The sequence below is a fragment of the Mycobacterium sp. 4D054 genome (genome assembly GCF_052245755.1).
Classification (GTDB): domain Bacteria; phylum Actinomycetota; class Actinomycetes; order Mycobacteriales; family Mycobacteriaceae; genus Mycobacterium.
This window is the reverse complement of sequence record NZ_JBQQCF010000014.1, coordinates 99,356-121,699: the sequence shown is the minus strand read 5'-3', so window position 1 is coordinate 121,699 and position 22,344 is coordinate 99,356. Positions and strand designations below refer to the sequence as shown.

At 67.6% G+C, this 22,344-nt stretch carries 21 protein-coding genes and 1 pseudogene; 8 read left to right on the top strand and 14 right to left on the bottom strand.

Features of this window, described 5'->3' with window-relative positions:
* Positions 1-195 precede the first annotated feature (195 nt).
* The 8 genes and pseudogenes from ACTWP6_RS12985 to ACTWP6_RS12950 form a co-directional block, all read right to left on the bottom strand.
* Positions 196-1,674 carry a wax ester/triacylglycerol synthase domain-containing protein gene (locus tag ACTWP6_RS12985; RefSeq protein WP_443187901.1) on the bottom strand — a complete coding sequence of 493 codons (1,479 nt, stop codon included), beginning with the start codon at positions 1,672-1,674 and terminating at the stop codon, positions 196-198.
* 20 nt (positions 1,675-1,694) lie between these two features.
* Entirely contained in the window at positions 1,695-2,147 is a 453-nt protein-coding gene (locus ACTWP6_RS12980; RefSeq protein WP_260757018.1) for a DUF5994 family protein, read from the bottom strand.
* Positions 2,148-2,328: 181 nt separating this feature from the next.
* Positions 2,329-4,905: a CocE/NonD family hydrolase gene (locus ACTWP6_RS12975; protein WP_443187900.1), complete on the bottom strand. Its 2,577-nt coding sequence runs from the start codon at positions 4,903-4,905 to the stop codon at positions 2,329-2,331.
* Positions 4,906-5,010: 105 nt separating this feature from the next.
* Positions 5,011-6,080: pseudogene (locus tag ACTWP6_RS12970) on the bottom strand (fatty acid desaturase family protein).
* A 114-nt stretch (positions 6,081-6,194) separates the two neighbouring features.
* Complete coding sequence (locus tag ACTWP6_RS12965; protein WP_260757014.1) at positions 6,195-6,398, bottom strand: cold-shock protein; 204 nt, start codon at positions 6,396-6,398, stop codon at positions 6,195-6,197.
* A gap of 141 nt (positions 6,399-6,539) precedes the next feature.
* Positions 6,540-7,025: a DUF5994 family protein gene (locus ACTWP6_RS12960; protein ID WP_443187899.1), complete on the bottom strand. Its 486-nt coding sequence runs from the start codon at positions 7,023-7,025 to the stop codon at positions 6,540-6,542.
* Complete coding sequence (locus tag ACTWP6_RS12955; protein ID WP_443187898.1) at positions 7,022-7,162, bottom strand: hypothetical protein; 141 nt, start codon at positions 7,160-7,162, stop codon at positions 7,022-7,024. Before ACTWP6_RS12955 ends, ACTWP6_RS12960 begins: the two co-directional genes overlap by 4 nt.
* Before the next feature lie 149 nt (positions 7,163-7,311).
* The gene (locus tag ACTWP6_RS12950) at positions 7,312-8,655 is read right to left on the bottom strand and encodes a cytochrome P450 (RefSeq protein WP_443187897.1); all 1,344 of its coding nucleotides are present in this window, start codon (positions 8,653-8,655) and stop codon (positions 7,312-7,314) included.
* A gap of 161 nt (positions 8,656-8,816) precedes the next feature.
* Between ACTWP6_RS12950 and ACTWP6_RS12945 the strand changes: the two genes are divergently transcribed.
* Both ACTWP6_RS12945 and ACTWP6_RS12940 read left to right on the top strand, forming a co-directional pair.
* Positions 8,817-11,012 (top strand): MMPL family transporter, encoded by a 2,196-nt coding sequence (locus ACTWP6_RS12945; RefSeq protein WP_443187896.1) that lies wholly within the window; start codon positions 8,817-8,819, stop codon positions 11,010-11,012.
* A 51-nt stretch (positions 11,013-11,063) separates the two neighbouring features.
* Positions 11,064-11,501 (top strand): ATP-binding protein, encoded by a 438-nt coding sequence (locus ACTWP6_RS12940; protein WP_443187895.1) that lies wholly within the window; start codon positions 11,064-11,066, stop codon positions 11,499-11,501.
* On the opposite strand, the gene ACTWP6_RS12935 is transcribed toward ACTWP6_RS12940, so the two are convergent.
* From ACTWP6_RS12935 to ACTWP6_RS12915, 5 genes are all read right to left on the bottom strand, one after another.
* Positions 11,498-11,737 (bottom strand): DUF6480 family protein, encoded by a 240-nt coding sequence (locus ACTWP6_RS12935; RefSeq protein ID WP_443187894.1) that lies wholly within the window; start codon positions 11,735-11,737, stop codon positions 11,498-11,500. The genes ACTWP6_RS12940 and ACTWP6_RS12935 overlap by 4 nt on opposite strands.
* Positions 11,734-12,411, bottom strand: a complete 678-nt coding sequence (locus ACTWP6_RS12930) for an IF2 family translation initiation factor (RefSeq protein ID WP_443187893.1) — start codon at positions 12,409-12,411, stop codon at positions 11,734-11,736. The genes ACTWP6_RS12935 and ACTWP6_RS12930 overlap by 4 nt, the downstream gene beginning before the upstream one ends.
* 24 nt (positions 12,412-12,435) lie before the next feature.
* Complete coding sequence (locus ACTWP6_RS12925) at positions 12,436-12,972, bottom strand: CsbD family protein (RefSeq protein WP_443187892.1); 537 nt, start codon at positions 12,970-12,972, stop codon at positions 12,436-12,438.
* A 73-nt stretch (positions 12,973-13,045) separates the two neighbouring features.
* Positions 13,046-14,803 (bottom strand): bifunctional serine/threonine-protein kinase/transporter substrate-binding domain-containing protein, encoded by a 1,758-nt coding sequence (locus ACTWP6_RS12920; protein WP_260757005.1) that lies wholly within the window; start codon positions 14,801-14,803, stop codon positions 13,046-13,048.
* A 301-nt stretch (positions 14,804-15,104) separates the two neighbouring features.
* Entirely contained in the window at positions 15,105-15,302 is a 198-nt protein-coding gene (locus tag ACTWP6_RS12915; RefSeq protein WP_260757004.1) for a hypothetical protein, read from the bottom strand.
* A 315-nt stretch (positions 15,303-15,617) separates the two neighbouring features.
* Here ACTWP6_RS12915 and ACTWP6_RS12910 point away from each other — a divergent pair, with 315 nt between their 5' ends.
* From ACTWP6_RS12910 to ACTWP6_RS12895, 4 genes are all read left to right on the top strand, one after another.
* On the top strand, positions 15,618-16,286 hold the full coding sequence (locus ACTWP6_RS12910; RefSeq protein WP_260757003.1) for a winged helix-turn-helix transcriptional regulator: 669 nt from the start codon (positions 15,618-15,620) through the stop codon (positions 16,284-16,286).
* 133 nt (positions 16,287-16,419) lie between these two features.
* Positions 16,420-18,018, top strand: a complete 1,599-nt coding sequence (locus ACTWP6_RS12905) for an aldehyde dehydrogenase (NADP(+)) (protein WP_443187891.1) — start codon at positions 16,420-16,422, stop codon at positions 18,016-18,018.
* Positions 18,019-18,050: 32 nt separating this feature from the next.
* On the top strand, positions 18,051-18,980 hold the full coding sequence (locus ACTWP6_RS12900; protein ID WP_260757001.1) for a 5-dehydro-4-deoxyglucarate dehydratase: 930 nt from the start codon (positions 18,051-18,053) through the stop codon (positions 18,978-18,980).
* Between the two features lie 3 nt (positions 18,981-18,983).
* A complete protein-coding gene (locus ACTWP6_RS12895; protein ID WP_443187890.1) occupies positions 18,984-20,243 on the top strand; it encodes a glucarate dehydratase family protein in 1,260 nt (419 codons plus the stop codon).
* Positions 20,244-20,271: 28 nt separating this feature from the next.
* Here the strand turns inward: ACTWP6_RS12895 and ACTWP6_RS12890 are convergent, their stop codons facing one another.
* Complete coding sequence (locus ACTWP6_RS12890; RefSeq protein ID WP_443187889.1) at positions 20,272-21,174, bottom strand: metal-dependent hydrolase; 903 nt, start codon at positions 21,172-21,174, stop codon at positions 20,272-20,274.
* A 138-nt stretch (positions 21,175-21,312) separates the two neighbouring features.
* Between ACTWP6_RS12890 and ACTWP6_RS12885 the strand changes: the two genes are divergently transcribed.
* Positions 21,313-21,705 (top strand): hypothetical protein, encoded by a 393-nt coding sequence (locus ACTWP6_RS12885; RefSeq protein WP_443187888.1) that lies wholly within the window; start codon positions 21,313-21,315, stop codon positions 21,703-21,705.
* A complete protein-coding gene (locus tag ACTWP6_RS12880; RefSeq protein ID WP_443187887.1) occupies positions 21,702-22,331 on the top strand; it encodes a hypothetical protein in 630 nt (209 codons plus the stop codon). The genes ACTWP6_RS12885 and ACTWP6_RS12880 overlap by 4 nt, the downstream gene beginning before the upstream one ends.
* Positions 22,332-22,344: the final 13 nt, after the last annotated feature.

Below are 22,344 nucleotides of genomic sequence, written 5' to 3'. Positions count from 1 at the left end.
CTTCACCTACGGAGTGCCTTCCCGCTTTGTGAACATGGACCCTAGACAAGTCACATTTTCTCAAACAGGACAGGCACTTCCGTGCATTACAGGTCGTGTCAACAGCCTATTTCACGAAACGTCGAGGTTAAGGCGCAGCTGATTGCGCATGGATCCGGGCGAGTCAGCCCTCGGGTGGCTGTAGGGCGCAGGACGTCAGGATCGCCGTAAGTTGTAGGACGTCATTTCGGTGACCACCGACCGGCCTTCGCCGCGTGGTGATTTCGCCGCTGCAGCCAGAAGCACGTCGACCCCATCGACGATTCCGCCTGCAATGTCACCGATTTCAGGCACATTGTCAGGGCAGGCCGACACGCAGAGATCCATGACATCAGCGCGAGTGGTCACCGTGAGACTCAGACCCCGACCCTCCGCCAGTGGGGCGCTCGTATATGTTCCTGCGACCCTGGCCCCTCCGCAGTAGCCCGGTTGCGCCGACAGGAACGACACGCGGCAGTGGCGGGCCGGCGGCCGCCATGCCGGCACGTTCATGCCCGAGCGCAGAGCCGACGCCCACCGTAACGCCTCCGGTGGCAGAAGGGATGCCATCGACGCGAGATCATCTGCGGTCGAGCTCTTTTCGTCGTCGGTACAGCGATCGATGTTCAGCCTCTCGGTTGCCGTGTGCAGGTTGGTCAGGATCTGCACCGGATCGTCGAGCTGTACCGGAGCGCGCACCAGCCCCATCCTCGACGGGTTCGGTCTGTCGGCGGGATCTCCCGCAGGCTCCGAGAGCGGCACCTCGATCAACAGCGGAGCGTCCGGCACGTCTCCGTACCGGTGCAGCCAATCCCGCAACGACAGGGTCAAGGCGGTCAGGACGACGGTGGCCGTATTGGAACCGAACGCGTCGCTGACCGCCTTCACGTCGTCCAATCTCAGCCTCGCGAGGGAGACCGCCCTCCGCGCTGTCGGCGGGGCGTTCAACACCGTGATGGGCACCGGTCCGCGCATCGACGACACGGCCTCGGTGTCGGTGGGCGAATCCGGCACACCACGCACGGCGCGGCACACTGCGCGCACCGCGCCCGACACGGTGCCGACGATGACCCGTGTCCCGGCCAGTTGGCCCTGGACGATCTCACTCACCGTGTCCGCGACCAGGCCGCCGATCGACGGTGCAGGCCCGAAGCCCGTCTCGGCCGGGGGGTGGCTGAGGCGGTCGGGTTCGGTGGACACCAAGAGTTCCCACAGTGGCGTATCGGCGAGCACAGGCGACGTCATCACCGCCAACCCCCAGCGGCCACCTGCCAGACCATCGATCGTCCAGGCGTGCCACAACGCCCGGGAGCGGTGTTGCGCATCGACGCTCAACCGGGTGAGGACGTCGGCAAGTTCGCGCTCACCTCCGGGCAAAGGCGCCGTCGCCCTGTGGATTTGTGTGCGGGCGTCGTAGCCGTGGACATCGGCCCATACCGGGCGGCCGACGCCCAAGGGCTTGTGAACCAGTCGACTACGAAAACGTCGAAGCCGCGGCAGCGAGGTGGCGACGACCTCGCGAAGTGTCTCGTGGTCGAGATCGGCCGACGCCTCAAGGATTATCAGCGACATCGAGTGGGCGGACGCCGTCGCGGTCTGAAGGTTGAGCTTCAGCGCGTCGGCGACGGCCAACCTGGGCTCATCTGCACCCGCCATGGTCGGATCGTCGATGCTCGTCAGCGCTGACTCGCTGCCAACAGTTGATCGATCCGGGTCGCGTCGTCCGGCGCGGCGGCCGCCATCATCACCGCATGAGCGTGCTCATCGTCCGACTGCGCAGGGACGACGAGCAGGACGGTGCCCGCACCACGGGCGTCGATCACCCCCAGTGTGCTGGCCGGCTGACGGTCGTACCCGTCCAGCCTGATCACCTGGTCGTCGACTTTCAGCTTCCTCGGCGCGGCCTGCCACTCGCCGCGGTTGTACGTCACACGCGAGACGTCGCCCAGTCGTACCGAGAGAACTGCCAGCAGATCGGGCAGTTCTGCAGCGAGATCATCGCTTCTTGGCCACCATGCCCCGTCGACGTACCCGGTGGTGGGAGATTTCCGCTTCAGGCGTAGCCGCGGTGTGCTCTCAGGTCCGTTGTGGGGTTGGCCGTAGCCAGTGCCCCTGTGTTGCTGTGCCATCTGGCGTCCCGACTGGGTTGACGTGCGGACCCGGTTTGACCGGCGACGACGCGATCTCAAATATGCGCGTGCGACATTCCGCCGGTATGTCCACTGTACGCCTGCACGTGTTCCGCCGAGATCGCTTCTGTCGCGGTGATTTCGAGAAAGCGGCCGCGTGGAATGCGATTTCGGCGGGAACTCACGCGGCGTCGGCACCTGCCGAGAGGGACGGCGGCGGCGACGCGGACGATGACGCGACTGCGCTCACCGTCGGCAGCTTGATCGACATCCCCTCGACGGTCACATGCCCCCATGAATAGAAGTTCAGGAACGAGAACGTCGACGTCACGATCTGCACGGTCACCGACTGACCCGGCTGGAGCGTGTGTGCCACCTGCTCCATCGAGAACGTCACCGTGTGCGATTCCCCGTCCAGCTCAACCGGAATCGGTGTCGCCTGGTTACCCAGCACCAAGCCCGTCTCGTCGTCGACGATCTGGGCGTACACGTGCTTGGCCGTCCCCCGGCCCGAGTACGTCAGCGTCAGCTCCGGTGCCCCCACGATCTGAGTCTCGACGTCGACGTCGGGCACGCGCAGGTTCACCGCGTTCAGCGCCGGCGCCGCTGACGGCAGTCCGACCAGTGTGCGCACCAGTCCCCGCAACAGGATCGCCGGGTTCGGGCCCGAGCCGCCGATGAACGGCACGAAGGGCAGCGTCTTGCGGTCATCACTGGACGCCTCGATCGGCGCACCGGTCGAACCCACCGGATAGGTCTCCGACGAATACCATTCGCCGTTCTGGTCCACCCACTCGAACTGCGGTCCCGTTTCGACGTCCTCACCCTTGACGTAGCGGTCCAGCCACTCCAGCGTCTCGCCCCACACCTTGCGGCCGTCGTTGAAGCTGCTCAGGCATGCGCCGTGGCCTCCGCAGTACCAGAGCACCTTCGTCGTGGTTCCGGCCTCGATCAACTCCACCGCGTTGCGGTGCGCCTGGTCCAGCGTGAACAACGTGTCGACTGTGCCCTGGATCAGCAACGTGGGAATAGTGATGTCCTGCAATTGATCTTGATATCCGAAGCTCTCCACCAGCTCGATGTCGGCCGGATCGGCATAACCGAACAGCACACCGGAGATCGCCACAGGGAAGATCCGCGGATGCTCGCGCGCCAACGTCAGGGCCAGCACCGTCGGCAGCAGCGTGCCCCAGCCGCTGTTCACCGCCTGGCGCGGGAACAGCACATCGGTGAGGTTGTTCCACGCGATGGTCGGCACGATCGCATCGATCCGGTGATCGATTGCGGCAGCGGCCAATTGGATGCCGCCGCCGTAGGACGCGCCGACCATACCGATCTTCGGATCACCGTCGACCTTCTCGACCGCGTCGAGTGTGGACAGCCAGCTGATGATGTGCGAGACGTCGCGGCCCTCGTAATCGGGCGAGTCGAGGAACATCGTGCCCTCGGAATGCCACTCCCCGCGCGGATCCCAGGTCACCACGTTGTAGCCCGCCTTGCGCAGCATGCCGACACCGACGACGTCGTTGGGCAGGAACCCGTCGATGTCGATGCCCAGCGTCGTCGCTCCGGGCAGCCCCAGCCCCGGGCCGGAGAGCACCGTCGGTGCGCTCTCGCCGGCCTTGAGTCCCTTGGCCGGCATGAAATGCACGTAGATCTTCGCGCCGTCGAACGACGTGACCCGCACGGTGCGCGGCTTCGGGTCACCGGGCGCCGCGTCGTGGTCCACCGGCCAGCCGATCAACGGATGCAGGAACTCCCCGACGAACGGCAGCGCGTGCACCAGATGCACCAGCGGCGTGACGACGAACCGGCCCAGCACCGGGACGTGCTGCAGCCACTCGAACGGCGGCTTGAAGTCCTCGACCACGACGTCGGTCGGAATCGGGTACTCGTCGGCGGCGAGGCTGGTGCTGACCTGGTCACCGACCGACTGCGGCGTCTCGTTGGTGGCCTCGCGTCCGGCGGCCAGCACCGACATCACCAACGACGCCAGCGCCCCGCCGGGCGTCTCGGGTTCGGCGGGCAGTTCGGGGACCGTCGCGTCCGCCAGTTCCCGGGTCTCGGTGTCGGGCTCGACCGGTCCCGACACGTCGTCGGCAACGACAGGCGCAACGGCCGGCTGATCGGCGACGGGGTTGACGGTGGGACCGGGGACGGGCTCGCCGGCGGTCTGACCGCCGGTCGGTTCTCCCGCCGGTCCTTCCTCGGTTGCCGCACCGTCGTCCGCAAGGACGACCTCGGCCGGCTCGCCGACGTCGCCGACCGGCTCGTCGTCCTCGACGACGACCGCCTCGTCGGATGGCGACTTCCGGTCCCCGTCGGCGGCTTGCCCGTCGCCGGCCTCGTCACCGCCGGCCTCTTCACCGCCCGGCTGCCCCGCGACAGCTTCCTCGTGCTCGGGCTCGCCTTCGCCGGCTTCCTCGTCGACACCTTCTTCGGCGCCCGGCTCGCCTTCGCCGGCTTCCTCGGCGACGTCCTCCGTGCCGCCGGGCTCCTCCGCCCCTGGTTCGCTCGCAATCTCCGCTGCTTCCCCTGCCGCGGAGAGATCTTTGGATTCCCTTGTCCCCGAAACGTTTTCGTTGGCAGCAGTTGACGCCGACGAGGTCGAATTCTCGGCGGACTGCGACGTCTCTGACTCCGCGCCGCCGCCACTGTCGTCAGCCTGCGCGACCCCCGCGCCGGTGAACACCGCCGCACCGATCCCCAGCGCGACCGCCAACCCACCAACTCGACCCACATACGCCCCGGCACCCATGACTTATGTGTTTACCCTGCGCCGGCCGCCTTGCGGAAGCCCTTTGCCGATATTTCTTACCGATGAGTCAGTTCGCGGGCGCCCCGCACTCTTCGCCGGGCCGACTCACCGCGGCCCGTCGGGCAGCGCCAGCCTGTTGATCGCGCACCAGACCTGAAAGTACTGCCGGGCCAGCGGTCCCGTGGTGTATGGCAGACGGTACTTCTCGCAAAGGGCGCGCACGCGCTCGGCGATCTGCGCGTAGCGGTTGCTCGGCAGGTCGGGAAACAAGTGGTGCTCGATCTGGTAGCACAGATTGCCACTGGCGAAGGCCAGAGCCGGGCCGGCGGTGAAGTTCGCCGAGCCCAGGATCTGCCGCAGGTACCACTCGCCGCGTGTCTCCGTGGCGAGCACGTCCTCGGTGAATTTCTCGGCGCCGTCCGGGAAGTGCCCACAGAAGATCACCACATAGGCCCACAGGTTGCGCGCCAGATTTGCCACCACGTTCGCGCCCAGCGCGCGGCGCCACCGAAACCCGCTCAGCGCCGGGAACACGACGTAATCCTTCATCATCTGGCGGGCGATCTTGCCGACGAAGCTCCTGCGCGCCCGGCTCACCGCGGCCGCATCGGGTGTCAACCGGTCCCGCTCTGAGTGCACGCCGTGCAGGCCGATGCCCCATTCGAAAATCATGGCCAGCAACACATTCCGGAACGGCTGCGCCAGATGCTCGCGCTTCCACGGTACGTCGCGGGTCACCCGCATGATGCCGAAGCCCAGATCGTCGTCGACACCGACGATGTTGTTGAAGACGTGATGTTGTGCGAGTAACGCCATTGCGAGGACACCGCCACCATGTCCCACTCCCAGGTGTTGGAGTGGATCTCCGGATCGTTCATCCAGTCCCATTGGCCGTGGCTGACGTTGTGGCCGATCTCCATGTTCTCGACGCTCTTGGCGAACGCCAGCATCGAGGTCCCCAGCAGCCAACCGGTCCGGCGCCGGCTCGCACCGATGACCAGGCGCGCGAGGACTTCCAACGTCCGCTGAAATCGGATGGTGCGACGGATGTACGCGGCGTCCCGCTCGCCGAGAGATTCTTCGACGTCGCGGCGGATCGCGTCGAGTTCACAAGCGAGTTGGTCGATGTCCGCGTCGGTCAGATGCGCGTAGGCAGCGACATCAGTGATGGCCAAAGAAACTACCGAATCCGTTGTGGGTTCTGGCGATAACGTCGGTTTTTCGCCCTGAAAGGAGAGTGAGCTGACAGGATTTCTCCTGCCAGCCCACACTGCGGAATCTGAAGTCTGTTAGACCGCGGTCACTCGGACGGCCTGCGGCCCCTTGTTCCCCTGTTCCACCTCGAACTCGACGCGCTGATTCTCGTCGAGCGAGCGGTATCCGCTGCCGGTGATCTCCGAGTAGTGGACAAACACATCCGGTGCGCCGCCATCGGGAGCGATGAAGCCGAAGCCCTTATCGCCGTTGAACCATTTCACAGTTCCCTGTGCCATACATTTCTTCTCTCACTTTGATCGAATGTCAGACAGACATCCAAGATCAGGCTAGCACGGCCCGGGTGCACAACCTAGGCATGTGCAAATTCGCTTCCACATTCGCTGCAGCGCAACGCTTTCAATTTCGGCTGTCGCGCGCTAGATCGCGGCTGTCTCGCTCCACTTTCTGCTCTCGGCCTCGGCCAGACGCATCACCACACACGCGGTGTTGAACAGCCGTCCGTCGCCCATCCCCTCGGAGGTGGGCAGCCGTGCGGCGGTGCGTAACACCATCGCGCCCAGCGCCTGCGACGTCATGCTCGGTACCACCAGCAGTTTGACGCACGCGGTGCGGCCGTCGATGTTCATCAGGCGTGGGCGCCGGTGGTGTTCACCGGGAAGTTTGTGGGTGGAGGCCGTCGCGATGGTCTCCAGGTCGAGCTGCCCTTCGGTGGCCGACCAGTTGACCCGGATGGCCAGGACCTCGCCGAGCTGCGGGTGCAATGCGCCGATCAGATCGGGCAATTCGCGCGCCATCGCAGCCGAGTGCGGCCACCACGCACCGTCGACGCCGGCGCCGAGCTCTTTGGCCAGGGTCACCCTGACCGGCCTTGCCGCCCGCCGAGCGAGCGGTATTCCGTTCACCGCGAACGCAATTCGGTGGGTGAACCGCTCTGCTGGAGGTCGGAGAAGACCGGGTTCTGCACCCGCTCGTCGGAGGTGTTGCCGAGTGGCTCGGCCTGCGCAGTCTGTCGATGCGAGAACAAGTCAGACGTGTCCATAGTGAAAATCCTTGAGTGGTGCCGGGCGTGCCCCGCACAGTGTCCGAGCGAAGAGAATCGCGTCGCGGGTCGAGTACATACCTGCCACGTTGTGGCGGCGGACCCACTGTCCGCGAACTCGACCTGTGTTCGAGAGTACACCTCGACCCTCAGCCGGGATGGCTGACCGGACAGGACGGTGCAGCGGATTGCGCCGCCGCGGGCGCCGCGTACCTGGCCCGGACCCTGATCCGTGCGCCGCGGTGCGGTTCGAAGATGACGGCCCGCAGCCGGCGCCGCTCCCCACGCGCGTTGGTGGTCTCCAGCTCGACGCGGCGCAGGATCTCGCGCAGCACCACCCGGAACTCGACGTTGGCGAACGTCGCGCCCAGACAGCGCCGGTTGCCGCCGCCGAACGGCAGGTACGACGACGGGCTGAGCGTCGCCCCGACCATCCGGTCGGGATCGAAGCGCTGCGGGTCGGGATACAGCCGTGGATCCATGTGCACCAGCACCAGGCCGGGGATCACCATCACCCCGTCCGGAAGCAGGTGGCCGGCGAGCGGGACGGGCTCGGTGAGCACGCGGCCGACGTCGAACACCACCGACCGGTTCCGCAACGTCTCCTTGCCGACCGCGTCCAGGTACTCGTCGTCGCCGTCGCGCGCCGCGCGCACCGCCTTGGCCAGCAGTGCAGGGTGACGGGTGAGCCGCTCCAGCGCCCACGACAGGCTGGTCGCGGTGGTGTCGTGCCCGGCCGCGAGCAGCGTCATCAGCTGATCGCGCAGTTCCTGATCGGTCATGCCGCCGGCGCGGACCAGCATCGCGAGGGCGTCGGTGCGGCCGGCCAGGTTCGGGTCGGCGCGACGGTCGGCGATCTCGGCGTAGAGCAGGCGGTCGGCCTCGGCGATGGCGTCGCGCACCGAGCGCCACGGCCGCCGGCGGAGCAGGTCCGGGTTCGCGATGCCCAGTGTCTGCCAGGGTCCGACCCGCAGCACCCGGGGCATCACCGCCCGAAGCGCCGCCAGCCGGGCGGGGTCACTGGCTCCGATCACCGTCCGCAGGATCACTTCCAGCGTGATCTCCGACATCTTCGGCGCGGCCGGGAACGTCCGGCGCAGCGGCCAGCCGGCGATGTTGTCCGCGGCGATCTGCGCAATGGTCGACTCCTGCGCCGCGACCGCGTCGCGCGCGAACGGCGCGAGCATCAACCGCCTGCGCTCGCGGTGAACGTCGCCGTCGATCACCAGCACCGACGACTTACCCAGCAGACCGGCCAGCATCGCATTGGCCTCGCCGGCATGAAACACCCGCGGGTCCCCGGCGAACACCGTCTTGATGTCGGCGGGATCGGTCAGGTAGACCAGCGTGCCCATTCCTGCCACCCGCAGCGTGAACGTCGCCCCGTAGCGGCGCCGGCACGCGGCCAGATAGCGCGGGCCGCATCTCAGCATCAGCGTGGCCTGCAGCGACCGGGGTAACCGCGGGCCCGGGGGCAATGACGTCGTCGTCATCGTCCCAGCGTACGAGCCGTCCGCGGGTGCGGAACGGTTATCCGGGCCTCAGGCGGGTAGCCCCGGTCGCAGAGATCACACCGCGGCGCACGCGTAACCGGTCGGCGCAGCGGGCACAGACAGCCCAGATTTATCCGTCTGCATGAACCGTGAGGAACACCATGTCGCGCTACCTCTGTGCGCTCGGTGCGTTCAGTTTCCGTCGCCGGTGGATCGTTCTGGGCGCCTGGCTCGCCGTGCTCGCAGCGGTGGCGCTGGCGTTCGCCGGATTCCGCGGGCAGCCCAGCGACAACTTCACCATCCCCGGGACCGAGTCCCAGCGCGCCGTCGAGCAGTTGCAGCAGAACCTGCCCGCCTACGGCGGAGCGCAGACACAGATCACGTTCGCCGCGCCCGAGGGACGCGCGGTCACCGACTTCACGCCGGCCATCGACGACGCCGTCGCGCGCCTGTCGACGCTCCCCGACATCGCCGCAGCCGCCGGCCCGGCCCAGACGCGGCAGGTCTCCCCCGACGGACGCGTCGGGCTGGGCACCGTGCAGTGGAAGGCCCCGATCGGCGAGGTGAGCGACCGGGCGCTGACCACACTCGAGGACACGATGAAACCGGTGCAGGACGCCGGTCTGCAGGTCGAATACTCCGGCGCGGTGTTCCCGGGCTACAAGGTCGCCGTCCCGCACCTGCCCGAGATCATCGGTATCGGCGTCGCGTTCCTGATCCTGCTCATCACCTTCGGCGCGATCGTCGCCGCCGGTCTGCCGATCCTGACCGCGAGCATCGGCGTGGGCATCGGCGCGCTGGGCATCTTCGTAGTCGCGGCGTTCGTCGAGGTGCCGACGGCGTCGCTGTCGCTGGCGTTGATGCTCGGCCTGTCCTGCGGCATCGACTACGCGCTGTTCATCCTGAACCGGTACCGCAACAATCTGCTGCTGCTGATGCCCCGTGAGGAGGCGGCCGGGCTGGCCGTCGGCACCGCGGGCGGCTCGGTGGTGTTCGCCGCGCTGACGGTCGTGATCGCGCTGTGCGGGCTGTCCGTCGTCGGTATTCCGTTCCTGACGTACATGGGCGTCGCCGCGGCGGTAGCCGTGGTGATCGCGATGCTCATCGCATTGACGCTGCTGCCTGCGCTGTTCGGGTTCGCCGGCGGCAAGGTCGCGACGTTCATCGAACCGCCGTTGCAGCCGCACCGCCCCAAGGAGGTGGCCCAGGTCGCCGCCTACACCCCGCAGCGCACCCTCGGCGCGGCGTGGGCCCGATTCGTGGTGCGGTTCCGCAAACCTTTGCTGCTGGGCGGCTCGGCCGCGTTGATCGTGATCGGATTACCAGCGCTGTCAATGCATCTCGGCCTGCCCAGCGGATCGTCGCAGCCGGAGTCCAACACCTCCCGGCAGGCCTACGATCTGACCGCTGAACACCTCGGCCCTGGCTTCAACGGGCCGCTGCTCGTGGTCGCGGACCTGACCACCGCGTCCAGCCCGGATGCGGTGCAGACCGTCGCGTCGAACATCGCCCGCGAAGACGGCGTCGTCGCGGCGGCTCCGGCCGGCGGCGACGCCCGCACCGCGGTGATCCAGGTCATCCCGGAGACCGGACCCAACGACACCGAGACCGCGGACCTGGTCAAACGCATCCGCGCCGACCGCGCCGCCATCGAAGCCGATACCGGGGTGACGTTTCTGGTCGGCGGCAACACCGCGTCCAACATCGACACCTCCGACAAGTTGGCCGCGGCACTGCCGGTGTTCGTCGTCGTGGTCGTCGGGCTGGCGTTCCTGCTGCTGACCGTCGCGTTCCGAGCGGCGATGGTGCCGCTGACCTCGATCGCCGGATTCCTGCTGTCGGTGTTCGCCGCACTCGGCGTGCAGGTGGCGGTGTTCCAATGGGGTTGGGGTGCCGGCCTTCTCGGCATCACGCCCGGGGAGACGATCAGCTTCCTGCCGATCATCGTGCTGGCCATCATTTTTGGGCTGTCCAGCGACTACGAGGTGTTCGTGGTGTCGCGGATCAAAGAAGAGCTCGGCACCCATTCCGGGCCGGACGCCGCGCTGGCCGCGGTCCGCACCGGGGTGGGCCTGTCGGCGCGGGTGGTGACGGCCGCGGCGCTGATCATGTTCGGGGTCTTCATCGCGTTCCTGGCCGGCAGCGACCCCATCATCAAATCGGTTGGCCTGACCTTGGCCGTGGGGGTGTTCCTGGACGCATTCGTGGTGCGGCTGACCCTGATTCCGGCGGTGATGGCGATGCTCGGCGACAAGATGTGGGCGCATTCGAAGTGGTTCGACAAGTACGTGCCTGACCTCGACATCGAGGGCACCGCACTGGAGGCCAAGCATCGCAGCCCGGTGACGACGTCTTGAAGTGACGAAATCCGTTGTCTGATCTTGCGAGAAGTCGGGTAGCCCCAAAACATGACTGTTATCTCGCCGCTGACGTCACAGACCTCCGAGCAACTGACGGTCAGCCGCGCGGCGACAGCGACCAACGCCGCCGAGCTGCGGCAGCGGTTCAGCGAATGGCTGCGTGAGCTCGGTGTCTCCGACGTCCAGCGCAACGACATCCTGATGGCCGTCAACGAGGCCCTGGCCAACTGCGTCGACCACGCCTACGCCGACCAGTCGGCGGCCGGGTCGATGACCGTGCGCGCCGACTTCGAACCCACCAACCAGTGCCTGAGTGTATGCATCACCGACCACGGCAGCTGGCGTGCGCCCAAACCCGGCCCGCAACCTCAGCACGACCGCCGCGGGCGCGGGGTGGCGCTGATGCAGGCGCTCGCCGACCACTGCACGATCAGCGGGCGCCGCGAGGGCACCACGGTGTGCCTGGACTACCGCTGCTGTTCCTAGCCCACCACGTCGATCAACAGAAAAATCGCCGTCGCCACGAACAACAGCACGAACAGCCCCACCACGACGAACGTGATGATCGCTCTCGGCGTCAGGTTGCGTCCGGCCGCGGGATCGGGGTTGGCCGTCGCCCGCGTCTGAGCAGAATCCGGAGGGGTGTCGCCCGGGGAAACACCCCCGGCACGCTCGGTGCCGGGGGTGTCCTTGGGATCGGGATCGGGAGGTAGCGCGGTCACAGGTCGCGCTTTCCGGCCGCCTGCCGCTTCTCCTTCTCGGTTTCGCTGAACTCCTCCAACCGGTCGGCGTGCGCCCGGGCCCCCGCGGCCGCACTGCGCTTGGACGCCGCGTCGTCGAGCTGCTTGTCGGCCGCCGAGGTGACGACCTTCTCGGCGGCACGGCTGCGGTTCTGTGCGCTGCGCTTGGCCTGTTCGGCGGCTTCGACCTTCTGGCCGGCCGCCTGGTCAACCTCCCGCTTGGCCTCCGCGGTACGGGAGGCGACGCTCTGCGCCACGTCCTGGGTGCGCTTGTCGGCCTTCTCCTGCGCGTTCTGCATCCGCTGACGGGCTTGCCGTCCGGCTTCCTGCGGTGCGGTGGCGGCCTTCTCGCGCTTTTCGCGCAGTTCGTCGGCGGCCTGCTGCTTCTTCTGGTCGGCCACCTCGTCGAGGCGCAGCGCCTCCCCGAGTGCGGCGGCCTTCTCGATCCGCACGATGCCCTGCTGCTCCAGTTCGCTGTCGCGCAGGAAACTCCCGGCGCTCGCGTCGACGGCGCCGATGGCACGCTCATAGAGCAGCTTTGCGGGTGCTTCGTCGTCGAACCGTGTCATGACCGTGTTTTCGAGCAGCCGCAGCGGCGTGCGCGCCAACCGGTACTGGAATCGCAGCACGGCGAACGGAAGGTCGGTGATCCTCATCGTCAACTCCTTGGTGTCGTCTGCTTAGTCGGTGCCCTCGGCGCGGGCCCGCAGCCGCTCAGCCTGGGCCTCGGCACTTTCGGCTTCCGCCGTCTGCTGCTGGTAGTCCGCAGCGGCCTCGTGGTACTCCTCGGCGGCCTCGGCGACCTGGGCCCGGCGCTCCGCGTCGGCCTGTCTGGCCTCCCGTTCGGCCGCAGCCTCGATCGTGTCCTGCGCCCGGGCCATGTCCTGGTGACCGGCCTGCTCGACCCGCTGCCGTTGCGCGGCCTGCTCGTTGCGCACCGCGCTCTCGGCGGAGGCGGCTTTCACCTCGGCCGCGGCGCGCTGCTGGGCGCCCTCGAGCTCGGCTTCACGGGCCACCTCGCGAGCCTCGGCGGCCTGCGCGTCGGCTTCGGCCTCGGTGCGGCTGGCTTCGCGGCGTTCTTTGGCCTCGGACTGCTGCAGCTGTCCCTCGGCGGTCAGGGAATCGTTGCCGGTGACCGCGCCGGCCACCTCTTTGGCCTTGCCCTTCACCGAATCCACGAAACTCTGTCGTGTCTGGGCGGCCTTGTCGTCGCTCATCGGCGTCTCCTTCGGATCGTCGTGAACCGCCGACGTACCCGCCCCGCGCCCGTTTACACCGGGGTGTGACGTATCACCTGGTGGCGCCGTTGACGACCGGCTCGTCGATCATGCCGCGCTCGACGCCCCACATCGTGGCGATGGCCCGGTACTCGCCGGTCTCCATCAGGTGCTCCAGCGCCAGCCGCAGCGGCTCGATCAATTCCGAGCCCTTGGCCACCGGCCACCCGTACGGGGCCGAGTCGAACACGTCCCCGGCGGAAACCAGGTCGCCGCGGCTGAGTTTGATCGCGAAACCGGTCACCGGGGAGTCGGCGGACATCGCGTCCACCTCACCCTTGATCAGCGCGGTGGTGACTTCGTCCTGGCTCTTGAAGACCACCATGTCGATCGGAGCCATCCCGGCCGCCGTGCACTGATCGCTCTTGCTCGGCAGTTCCTCGGTTTCCTGCAGGGTGGCTTCTGCCACACCGACTTTCAGTCCGCATGCCGATGCCGGCCCCAGCGCGGTGCCCGGCCTGCGGGCCCACTGGGTGCCGGCCTGGAAGTAGGTGATGAAGTCGACGAGCTCCTCACGCTCCTTGGTGTCGGTGACCGAGGACATCCCGACGTCGAACGTCCCGTCCACCACCGCGGGCAGGATCGCGTCGAACGTGGTGTCGCGGTAGTCGGGCACCAGGCCGAGTACCCGCGTCACCGCATTCATCAGCTCGACGTCGAACCCGACGAGCTGACCGTCGGCGTTCTTGAACTCCATCGGCGCATACGGCACGTTCACACCGATGACCAGGCGTCCGGACCCGCGCACGTCCGCGGGCACCATCGACGCGATCTCCGGCACCGCGCCGGCGGGCAGCTCGGAGGCGTCGTCGTCCTTCCACGGCGACCACGCCCACATCCCGACCGCGGCCACCGCGACCGCCAGCGTCGTGGCCGCCGCGACCAGCAGCGCCCTGCGCGGCTTTCTGGGTTGCGACCGGGCCGCGTGCCGCGAGCTGCCGGCACCCCGGCGGACCGGCGCGTTGAGCGCCCGCTTGGCCGCCTGGGCGAGTTCCCCGGCGCTCTGGTAGCGCTGGGCCGGCTTCTTGGCCATGCCTTTGGCGATCACCTCGTCGAACGCCGACAGCCGAGAATCGACGTCGGACGGCCGCGGGATCGGCGAGACCATGTGCCCGGCGATCTGCTGCTCCAGGCTGTCGGCGGGGTAAGGCCTTGACCCGGTGAGACATTCGTAGAGCACGCAGGTCAGCGCGTAGATGTCGGAACGGGCGTCGACCTCGCCGCCTTCGAACCGCTCCGGCGCCATGTAGGCCAGCGTGCCCAGCGTGCTGCCCGCGGTGGTCAACCCCTGTTCACCCGCGCTGCGGGCCAGCCCGAAGTCGATCAGGTACACGAAGTCGCGTCCGGTGATCAAGATGTTGGAGGGCTTGATGTCGCGGTGGATCAGGCCCAGCTTGTGTGCGGAGTCCAGGCCGTTGGCAACCTGCTCGACGATCGACACCGCGAACGCCGGGCCCAGCGGCTTGTCGGATTCCTGCAGCATGGTGCCGAGGTTGCGGCCCTCGATGAGCCGCATGTCCAGGTAGAGACGGCCGTCGATCTCGCCGTACCCATGGATCGGGACGACATGCGGGTCGTTGATGCCCGCGGCGGCCTGCGACTCGCGGCGGAACCGGGCCTGGAACGTCTCGTCCTGGGCCATGCTGTGCGGCAGCACCTTGAGTGCGACGACGCGGTCGGTCTTGGTGTCGTAGGCCTGGTAGACCTCACCCATGCCGCCCCGGCCGATCAACTTCTGGAGCCGATAGCGCCCGAATGTTGTCGCATTCACCGGTGCTCTCCTCGGCTGCGGCCAAACGGACTGTCGGTCGACGCTACGTGACGTTTGCCGGGGCTGCCCGGACGCATGTCAGTCGCCTTCCGTCCCGTTGCCCGATTTGAACGGCCCGGTCCAAGACGACGCCGACGGCGTGCTTCATGGGTGCAGCATTCTTACCACGATGCGGTGTCAGACGACACGCTCTGCCACATGGTTCACGCGCGACTACGCGCACGTTCGGGTATTCCGCTACGCCTTCCGTCCGACCGAAACGCCTCTGCCTCGCGTTTTGGTGCCGCCGAACCGGGCAGGGTCAGAGCCGGTACATCTCCCGGGCCATCGCCGAGCTCTCCATGAAACGGTCCCGCTGCGGCGGGTAGTGGCGCCTGCTGCGCAACTCCGGTCGCCCCGCGGCCGCGTCCTCGGCGTGGCCGACGGTGGTCGTGGAACGTTGCCAGAACCACGTCCAGCGCCAGCGTGGCCAGGGCCGCAAACCTGCGATCGATGCCATGTCGTTCACCCTTCTGTCGTGTGGTTTGTCCACGGGTCTGCGGTGGGGCTTCTCCACGGGTAATGCGGCAGCGCCGACTTCGATTCGCTTCGGGCGGCAATAGATGGCGCAACCGGGCCGACCACGCGGTAGGTCGCGGTCGGTGACGTCACCTCGTGGGCGATCTGGGCCCGCGCCAGTGCGTTCATCGCGAGGCCTTTCTGCAGGTTCAAGGCTTGCGCTTTCTGATGTTGAACGTAACATAAAATTTAGAAGTGCCCAACAGATATATGAGTTTTAGTAGGAATCGTGAGTGAAGTGGCTAGGATCGGGTCTGTGTCCCGACGCACCTACGCGCAGTTCTGCGGTCTCGCCCATGCCCTTGACGTGGTCGGCGAGCGCTGGACGCTGCTGATCGTCCGTGAGCTCGCCTCCGGGCCGAAGCGCTACACCGAACTCGCCGACGCGCTCGCCGGCATCGGGACGAGCCTGCTGGCCTCCCGGGTGCGCCAACTCGAGGCCGACGGTGTGGTGGTCCGCAAGCTCGCGCTCGATCAGCCCGGATCCGCCGTCGTGTACGAATTGTCAGATGCCGGAAGGGAACTCGCGGCCGCGGTGGTGCCGCTGGCCATGTGGGGCGCGCGCCATCAGATGACCGACGCCGACGTCGACGCCGAGATGTTCCGCGCCGAGTGGCTGCTGAGCTTCCTGGCCGCCGACATCCGCAAGGACGGGCCGCACGACCTCGATGCCGTCTTCGAGTTTCACGTCGACGACAGCACCGCCTGTCTGCGACTGCGCGACGGGCGGGCTCGCGTGACGCCGGGCCCGAGCGCGACCCCGAGCGCGGTCACGGTGCGTTGCTCGGCGGCCACCATCGCCGCGGTCGTCGGGCGGCGCACGACGGTCGCCGACGCGCTGACCGACGGGCGCCTCGAGGTGACCGGGGACCCGGCCGCGGTCACGGCGCTGCTCGGCGTGATCGAGCGCGTGCTCGCCCGCTGATTTCTCCGGCGAACGTGCATTCCAGCCTGCCGGAACGCAATTTCGCGGATGTAGAGCATTGATTCAAGGCTGGTATCAGTGATCGGGGAATCGGTCTTGGACAGGCATGGATATGCCTCCTACGGTCGAAGGCATGACTGCCACGATCTCCGGCACCGCCAGCCTCACCGGCCAGATGCTGATCGCCGGGACACCGGTGCGCGGCACCGGCACGGAAATCCGCGCGTTCGACCCGGCGGCGGGCACCGACCTGGATCCGGTGTACCGCTACGGCGACGCCACGCACGTCGACGCGGCCTGCGCCGCGGCCGCCGCCGCGTTCGGCACGTACCGGGCCACCACCGCCGAGCAGCGCGCCCGGTTCCTGGAGGCGATCGCCGCCAACATCGAGGCCGTCGGCGAGACGCTGATCGCGCGCGCAGTCGCCGAATCCGGCCTCCCGCAGGCCCGCATCACCGGCGAGGTGGGCCGCACCACCGGCCAGCTGCGGTTGTTCGCCGAGGTGCTGCGCGAGGGCAGCTGGAACGGCGCCCGCATCGACACCGCGCTGCCCGACCGCACCCCGCTGCCCCGCCCCGATCTGCGTCAGCGATTCGTTCCGTTGGGGCCGGTCGCGGTGTTCAGCGCGTCGAACTTCCCGCTGGCGTTCTCGGTGGCCGGGGGTGACACCGCGTCCGCGCTGGCCGCGGGTTGCCCCGTGATCGTCAAGGGACATGACGCCCACCCCGGCACCTCCGAGCTCGTCGGCCGCGCCATCAGCGACGCCGTCGCCGCGTCCGGCCTGCCCGCGGGCACGTTCTCGCTCCTGTTCGGCGCAGGCCCCGACCTCGGCATCGCGCTGGTCACCGACCCGCGCATCAAGGCCGTCGGATTCACGGGGTCACGCTCCGGCGGGCTTGCTCTCGTCGCCGCCGCGGCGGCCCGGCCCGAACCGATCCCGGTGTACGCGGAGATGAGCGCGATCAACCCGGTGTTCCTCCTCGAGGGTGCCTTGACCGGCCGCGGCGACGAACTGGGCCGGGCGTTCGTCGCGTCGCTGACGATGGGCTCGGGCCAGTTCTGCACCAACCCGGGCCTCGTGGTCGCGGTCGACGGGCCGGGACTGGACTCGTTCGTCGCTGCCGCCCGCGATGCGCTGGCCACCTCGCCGGCCACGCCGATGCTGAGCCCGAACATCGCCCGCAACTACGCCTCCGGGGTCCAGGCACTGGCCGGCACGGCCGAGCTGGTCGGCCGCGGTGAGCCCAGTATCAGCGAAACCTCCTGCCATGCCGCGCTGTTCACCACCGACGCGCAGACCTTCCTGGCCTCCGAGGCGCTGCAGGCCGAGGTGTTCGGCTCGTCGAGCCTGATCGTGCGCTGCGCCGACGTCGAGCAGATGCGGGCCGTCGCCGAGGGCATCGAAGGCCAGCTGACCGCCACCGTGCACGCCGACGACTCCGACCTCGAGGAGGCGGCCCGGTTGTTGCCGCTGTTGGAACTCAAGGCCGGCCGGATCCTGTTCGACGGCTGGCCGACCGGGGTGGAGGTGTGCCACGCGATGGTGCACGGCGGACCGTTCCCGGCCACGTCGGACTCGCGCACCACGTCGGTCGGCTCCCGGGCGATCGAGCGCTTTTTGCGGCCCGTCTGCTATCAGAACGTCCCGAAGTCGTTGCTGCCCAGCGCGATCGCCGACGGCAACCCCGACAACCTGTGGCGGCGGATCGACGGCCGACTCACCCAAGCCTGACCTCTTACCTCCCCACCTCCGAAAGGCCCGTCATGCGTCCGACCTTTGACAGTGTGCTGTTCTTCCCCGTCACCCCGATGACCGAGTCCGGAACCGTCGACCTCGACGCGCTGGCCCGCCACCTTTCCAAGGGCGTGGAGGCCGGTCCGGGCGGGGTATTCATCGCTTGTGGCACAGGGGAATTCCACGCCCTGGAGGTGCAGGAGTACACCGAGGTGGTGCGTACCGCCGTCGACGTGGTCGCCGGGCGCGTTCCGGTCTACGCCGGCGCCGGCGGCGCGGTGGCCCAGGCCAAGCGATTCGCGGCAGCGGCCGAGCAGGCGGGCGCCGACGGCCTGCTGCTGATGCCGCCCTACCTGGTCGAGGTGCCGCAGGCGGGACTGGTCGACTACACGCGGGAGGTCGCCGCGGCCGCCGATCTGCCCGTCATCGTCTACAACCGCAACAACGCCCGCTTCACCGAGGAATCCGCGGTCGCCGTCGCACAGATCCCCAACGTGGTCGGGTTCAAGGACGGCACAGGGAATTTCGACCTGGTCGCGCGCATCGTGCAGGCCGTCAAGACCAATGTCGACCCGGACTTCCTGTTCTTCAACGGGCTGCCCACCGCCGAGACCACACAGCTGGCCTACCGGGCCATCGGCGTTCCGCTGTACTCGTCGGCGACGTTCGCGTTCGCCCCTGATCTCGCGCTGGCCTTCTACAACGCGCTGGACTCGGGCAACGAGCAGCTCGCCGACGCGCTGCTCAACGCGTTCTTCATTCCGCTGGTCCGCCTGCGTGACACGGTGCCCGGCTACGCGGTGTCGCTGGTCAAGGCCGGCGTCACGATGGAGGGCGTCCCCGCCGGGCCGGTGCGCCCGCCGCTGGTGATGCCGAGCACCGACGACGTCGCCGAGCTCGCCGCGATCGTCGAGGCCGGCCGAGCGGTGCTGTCCGGTGCGCTGGCCCACGCGGTCTGACCGGTGACCGCGATCCGCATCACCGGCGCGCGCATCACCCCGGTCGCGTTCGCCGACCCACCGCTGCTGAACACCGTCGGGGTGCACCAACCGTACGCGTTACGGGCGATCATCCGACTCGACACCGATGCCGGGCTGGTGGGGCTCGGCGAAACTTACGCCGACACCCGCCACCTGGTCCGCCTCCAGGCCGCCGCCGACGCGATCACCGGTCTGGATGTGTTCGCGTTGAACGGTATTCGCGCGGCAATCGCTGACCGGCTGGAAGGCGACACCGCTGCTGTCGGCACCGCCGGGATGATCACCACGGCCAGCGCGGTAGACCAGGTGCTCTCACCGTTCGAGGTGGCGTGCCTGGACGTGCAGGGGCACGCGCTGGGACGGCCGGTGTCGGACTTGCTGGGCGGCAGAGTGCGTGACGCGGTGCCGTTCAGCGCCTACCTGTTCTACAAGTGGGCGGCCCACCCCGGCGCCGAGCCCGACGGGTTCGGTGAGGCACTCGACCCGGACGGGCTCGTCGCGCAGGCGCGGCGCATCGTCGGCGAATACGGCTTCACCGCAATCAAACTCAAGGGCGGGGTGTTCCCGCCCGAGGAGGAGATGGCCGCGGTCGAGGCGCTCTCGCGTGCCTTCCCGGGAACGCCGCTGCGGCTGGACCCGAACGCGGCGTGGACCCCGCAGACGTCGGTGAAGGTGGCGACCGGATTGGCCGGCATCGTGGAGTATCTGGAAGACCCGACGCCCGGGCTGGACGGGATGGCGGAGGTGGCCAGGCAGGCTCCGATGCCGCTGGCGACCAACATGTGTGTCGTCGCCTTCGACCAGCTGAAGCCCGCCGTGGCCAAAGACTCCGTCCGGGTGGTGCTTTCGGACCACCACTATTGGGGCGGACTACAGCGCTCCCGGCTGCTGGCCGGTATCTGCGACACGTTCGGGCTGGGGCTGTCGATGCACTCGAACTCGCACCTGGGCATCAGCCTGGCCGCGATGGTGCACCTGGCCGGCGCCACGCCGAACCTCACCTACGCCTGTGACACGCACTGGCCGTGGAAGACCGAAGACGTCGTCCGGGCCGGCACGCTGAGGTTCGTCGACGGGTCCGTACCGGTGCCCACCTCTCCCGGCCTAGGCGTCGAGATCGACGACGACGCTCTCGCCGCGCTGCACGAGCAGTACCTGCGCTGCGGGATCCGCGAGCGCGACGACACCGGGTACATGCGCACCGTCGAACCGTCGTTCGAGTTGCTCAGCCCCCGTTGGTGAATCGGCCCCGGGGTGCGTCGCCCGGGTTTTACCGTGAATACCACCGGGCCACAGCGGCGGGCTCGTCGTCGTACCTGCGGAGCCACCGCGCCGCGAAGGAGGGCAGAGTCTCGCGGTCGGGGTCGTGCCCGGGCGCCTGGGAGCGCACAAGGCCCAACAGCATCGCCGCCAGTTCGCGGCGCGGCACACCCGCATAGGTCGGCGTTTTGTTGACTTCTCTTGCCGCCGCGAGGCTTTCACGGATTGCGTGGTAGGACAGCCCCTTTGGCATCAAACGGCCGAGGTCGCCGCCGTCCTCGGCCGGCACGTGTGCCTGGAAGCCCTGGGAGACGATCGCAAGGATCTGAGCCAGGTGCCGAACCACGCCGGGCACCGCCTGTAACCGGTACAGGTAGCTGTCATGCACGGCGTTGTACACGATCAACGCCGAACTGCGGTGTTCGATCTCCTCGACGAAGTGCCAGAGGAACAGCGAGGCGACCCGGTCGTCGCTGGGACGAAAGAGTTTGTCCTCGTGATCGAGGAACACCTTGAAGTACGGCGTGAACGTTGCTTCGACGATTGCGGCGTAGGCCAGGCGCCAGGCGAGCGGCTTGGTCGCCGTCAGCCGATCGTAGGACTCGACGACCGCGTCGCGCGTCGCCTGCAACCCGGGCCACCGCTTGATCAGTGCTCTCAGATGACTTGCGTGCGCCGCCGAATGCTGCGCTTCCTGTCTGAGATAAGCCTCGGCTTCCTCGACATCGGCGGGACTGCGCATCAGCGGGATGGCCTCGCGGGTCGCATCGACGATGAACTTCTCGAACCCCGGCGCGAAGAAGGAGATCAGGTTGCACTGCATGCCGAATGCCGGGCGGTGCGGCTGCCAGTTGAAGGGCACCTCAGTGCTCGCGAAATCGAAGCGGACGCGCCTTACCCGTAGGTCCGTCATGAGTTTGAGGCTAAACAGACGGCCGACTCTTGACAAGACGTTATTCGATTTATGTATGGTCTATCTGTTTGGTCCTCCCTCCCAGAAGGACGCATTTGTCATACGTTGTGCAACTTTCGTCCAGGCAGGCAGGTAACCGTGGACCTCATCGTCTTCAACAACCCGGCCGAACTTCCGTGGCAGACCACCGTGTGGGATCTGATGCTGGTGACGATCTTCGCCGCAGCGGCGGTGTACAGCATCGACCAGTTCCGGCGAGGCCGAAGGATCTACAGCGTGGTACTCATTGCCGCGACGATCTACGGCCTGGTGCTGGAATTGGCGGGCATGGCCCTGCTGGACATGTATCAGCAGGGTGACTTCATGATCATGCTGAACTGGGAGGCTTTCCCGCTCTGGCACGACACCACCATGATGCCTGCGTACGTCGTCATCTTCTACCCGGTGTTCCTGTTCACCGGGTTCAAGGTGGTCGAGTCACTCGGAGTCCAAAGCGTTGGCAGGCAGCAGTTGTGGGCGGCCTCTTCATGATCGCGTTCGACGCTCCCTACATCATCGAAGGCAACCTGCGCCATGTCGTCTGGTGGACCTGGGATCCCGATTTCGATCTGTTTCAGTACTGGGTCGGCTGGCCGCTGGTCGACCTGTGCTGGCAAGGCATCTGGGACGCGCTGTTCATCTATCTCATGCTGTGGGCGATGCCACGGATCGACACGACCGCAGAAGGATTCATGCCACGCTGGTCATATGCGAAGGCACTGTTCGCGTTTCCGCCACTGGCAGCGCTCACGGTGTTGATCGTCGGACCTATTCTGATGTCACCGGTCACCGTTGCCACTGCGCTCGGCCTACCCCAATGGCCTGTCGTCGTCGCCCTGATCGCGGGTTATGTGATCGTCGCCGCCATCGCGCTGCGCACGGCGAGGCCTCTTCCTGCAGAGAGATTCACGCTCGCCATCGTGTTCATCTACGTGGGTACGATGGCCGCGATGGCGAGCGGCAACATCGTCCACGAACGCGGGCTCACTCAGTACATCGTGGTCCAGGCCGTGGGGCTTGCGGTCGTGGCCGGCCTTGCGCTGCTGCCGGTGAGTCTCCGGCGCCGCGTGATCGCATCCGACCTCCGCGAGAAGGCGGAAACCGTTGATGGGACTTAGCGAACCGACAACC

Bases quoted from the DNA above. Each gene is read 5' to 3' on its own strand.
- ACTWP6_RS12955 (WP_443187898.1), bottom strand. From the start codon at position 7,162: ATGGACACGTCTGACTTGTTCTCGCATCGACAGACTGCGCAGGCCGAG.
- ACTWP6_RS12945 (WP_443187896.1), top strand. From the start codon at position 8,817: ATGTCGCGCTACCTCTGTGCGCTCGGTGCGTTCAGTTTCCGTCGCCGG.
- ACTWP6_RS12880 (WP_443187887.1), top strand. From the start codon at position 21,702: ATGATCGCGTTCGACGCTCCCTACATCATCGAAGGCAACCTGCGCCAT.
- ACTWP6_RS12900 (WP_260757001.1), top strand. From the start codon at position 18,051: ATGCGTCCGACCTTTGACAGTGTGCTGTTCTTCCCCGTCACCCCGATG.
- ACTWP6_RS12975 (WP_443187900.1), bottom strand. From the start codon at position 4,905: ATGGGTGCCGGGGCGTATGTGGGTCGAGTTGGTGGGTTGGCGGTCGCG.
- ACTWP6_RS12985 (WP_443187901.1), bottom strand. From the start codon at position 1,674: ATGGCGGGTGCAGATGAGCCCAGGTTGGCCGTCGCCGACGCGCTGAAG.
- ACTWP6_RS12930 (WP_443187893.1), bottom strand. From the start codon at position 12,411: ATGAGGATCACCGACCTTCCGTTCGCCGTGCTGCGATTCCAGTACCGG.
- ACTWP6_RS12890 (WP_443187889.1), bottom strand. From the start codon at position 21,174: ATGACGGACCTACGGGTAAGGCGCGTCCGCTTCGATTTCGCGAGCACT.
- ACTWP6_RS12950 (WP_443187897.1), bottom strand. From the start codon at position 8,655: ATGACGACGACGTCATTGCCCCCGGGCCCGCGGTTACCCCGGTCGCTG.
- ACTWP6_RS12965 (WP_260757014.1), bottom strand. From the start codon at position 6,398: ATGGCACAGGGAACTGTGAAATGGTTCAACGGCGATAAGGGCTTCGGC.
- ACTWP6_RS12925 (WP_443187892.1), bottom strand. From the start codon at position 12,972: ATGAGCGACGACAAGGCCGCCCAGACACGACAGAGTTTCGTGGATTCG.
- ACTWP6_RS12980 (WP_260757018.1), bottom strand. From the start codon at position 2,147: ATGGCACAGCAACACAGGGGCACTGGCTACGGCCAACCCCACAACGGA.
- ACTWP6_RS12905 (WP_443187891.1), top strand. From the start codon at position 16,420: ATGACTGCCACGATCTCCGGCACCGCCAGCCTCACCGGCCAGATGCTG.
- ACTWP6_RS12940 (WP_443187895.1), top strand. From the start codon at position 11,064: ATGACTGTTATCTCGCCGCTGACGTCACAGACCTCCGAGCAACTGACG.
- ACTWP6_RS12915 (WP_260757004.1), bottom strand. From the start codon at position 15,302: ATGGCATCGATCGCAGGTTTGCGGCCCTGGCCACGCTGGCGCTGGACG.